Here is a 2,353-nt window from a genome sequence, read left to right as displayed (position 1 = left end):
GCGCTGGCGGGCAGGCCGTGGTCGTCGAGGCGGCGGAAATTGTCGTGGGCGGCATCGTAGTAGCACAGGCCGGCGCGCTCGGCGCCCACCCACAGGCGCTGGTCGGGAGCAACTAAAAGGGCCGTGATGCGGTTGCCCGACAGGCCGTTGCGCGGGTTGATGGGTAGCAGGTAGGGCTTGAGGCCGTAGCCGTCGTAGCGGTTCAGGCCGCGGTTGGTGCCAATCCAGATGAAGCCGGCGCGGTCATGGGCCACGGCCATCGCATCGGAGTGCGACAGGCCTTCATCGACGGTGATGTGCTCGAAACGGAACTCATCGGGGGCCACGTTTTGCGCCCACGCGGCCGGGGCCAGCAGCAGCGCGGCCCATAGCCCCAGCGTCCGAAAAAGGAATGATAGCGACACAGCTCAAAAGCACTACGGGCCGCCCGAAGCAGCGGCTTCCATTTGCTAAGCTAAGGTAAAAACGCCAGCGCCCCGAACCCGCGAAGTGAGCCCTCACCCAGCCCGCCTGACGGGTTTTGACGTGCTTTTTGGCAGGAATGCCCCCCTTAGCAGGTGTTGGGGCCGGGTAACTTTGTCGTGTCTAACAGCCGGTTATCTTTTTAATCGAAGCTACTTCAGAGCAAGTTGCCAGTAGCGCGGACTTTGTAGTCCGCGTCTCCAACGGACACCAGAATAACACTCTCACGGCGCGGGGACGCGGACTAAAAGTCCGCGCTACTGTGCTCCGCCTTTCCCCCCCACCCCACCCGCATGTTCAAACTTCGTCCCTTTCAGAAGCTGCCCGTGGCGCTGGCCGCCGTCGGCCTAGTCGGTGGCCTCGCCGCCTTCACCGGCCACCTGCCCACGCCCCCCAAAGTTCCCGCGCCCAAGCACACCTTCGCGCTCGGCCCGCGCCAGTTCCTGCTCGATGGTAAGCCGCTCCAGATGATTTCGGGCGAGCTGCACTACCCCCGCATTCCGCGCGAAGCCTGGCGGGCCCGCCTGAAAATGGCCAAGGCCATGGGCCTAAATACCGTGGGCACCTACGTGTTCTGGAACGTGCACGAGCCCCAACCGGGCCAATTCGATTTCAGCGGCAACAACGACGTGGCCGCCTTCGTGAAAATGGCGCAGGAAGAGGGCCTTTGGGTGATTTTGCGCCCCAGCCCCTACGTGTGCGCCGAGTGGGAATTTGGCGGCTACCCCTACTGGCTCCAAAATATTCCGGGCCTGAAAGTGCGCAGCCAGGAGCCGCAGTACGTGGCCGCCTACCGCCGCTACCTGCAAGCCGTGGCCAGGCAGCTCGCCCCGCTGCAAATCAACCACGGCGGCCCGGTGCTCATGGTGCAGGTCGAGAACGAGTATGGCTCGTACGGGTCTGATAAACAGTATCTGGCCTCGAACAAGAAGATGTTTGAGGAAGCCGGCTTCGATGGCCTGCTTTACACCTGCGACCCGGTAAAGGACGTGGCCGCCGGCCACCTGCCCGGCCTGCTGCCCGCCGTGAACGGTACTGACAACCCGCGCCAAATCCGGCAACTGGTGGATGCCAACCACAACGGCCAGGGCCCTTACTACGTGGCCGAGTGGTACCCGGCCTGGTTCGACTGGTGGGGCACCAAGCACCACACCGTGCCGCTCGAAAAGTACACGCCCGGCCTCGACTCGGTGCTAAAGGCGGGTATCTCGCTGAATATGTACATGTTCCACGGCGGCAGCACGCGCGGCTTTATGAACGGGGCCAACTACAAGGGCGATACCTCGCACTACGAGCCCCAGGTGAGCAGCTACGACTACGACGCGCCCCTCGACGAAGCCGGCAATGCCACGCCCAAGTTTCTGGCTTTCCGGAAGGTGATTGCCAAGTACCTGCCCGCCGGGCAGCCGTTACCGGCCGTGCCCGCCGCCAAGCCCAGCACGGCGCTGCCCACCATGCAGCTCACGCGCACCGCCAGCCTGCTGGCCAACCTACCGGCCCCCGTGGCCAGCGCCACCCCGCTCACCTTCGAGGCCCTGAAACAGGCCTACGGCTTCGTGCTCTACCGCACTACCGTGGACGGCGGCAACACCAAAACCTTGAAATTGAACGACCTGCGCGACTACGCCGTCGTCATGGTGAACGGCCAGCGGGTGGGCGTGCTCGACCGCCGCGAGCGCGAAGACCAGCTGCGCCTGGCCCTGCCCGCCGGCAGAGTGCAGCTCGATATTCTGGTGGAAAACCTGGGCCGCGTGAACTTCGGCGAGTACCTGCTTCAGAACAATAAAGGCATCACCAGGAGCGTGTTGCTCGATGGCCGCGAAGTAAAAGGCTGGCAGATGTTCGGCCTGCCCTTCGACCAGGCCCCGGCCGTGGCGGCCAGCAGCGGCGC

General features: G+C 64.3%; 2 protein-coding genes. One reads left to right on the top strand and one right to left on the bottom strand.

The features are described 5' to 3' along the window. The coding region (locus ACYVDE_RS20455; RefSeq protein ID WP_460503386.1) for a ligand-binding sensor domain-containing protein at positions 1-404 on the bottom strand (404 nt) is incomplete at its 3' end. A gap of 351 nt (positions 405-755) precedes the next feature. Here ACYVDE_RS20455 and ACYVDE_RS20450 point away from each other — a divergent pair. Next, positions 756-2,353 (top strand): glycoside hydrolase family 35 protein (locus ACYVDE_RS20450; RefSeq protein WP_460503385.1); only part of this gene is annotated, 1,598 nt, incomplete at its 3' end.

Source organism: Hymenobacter agri (assembly GCF_054778495.1).
This window is presented reverse-complemented; position numbering and strand designations above follow the sequence as displayed.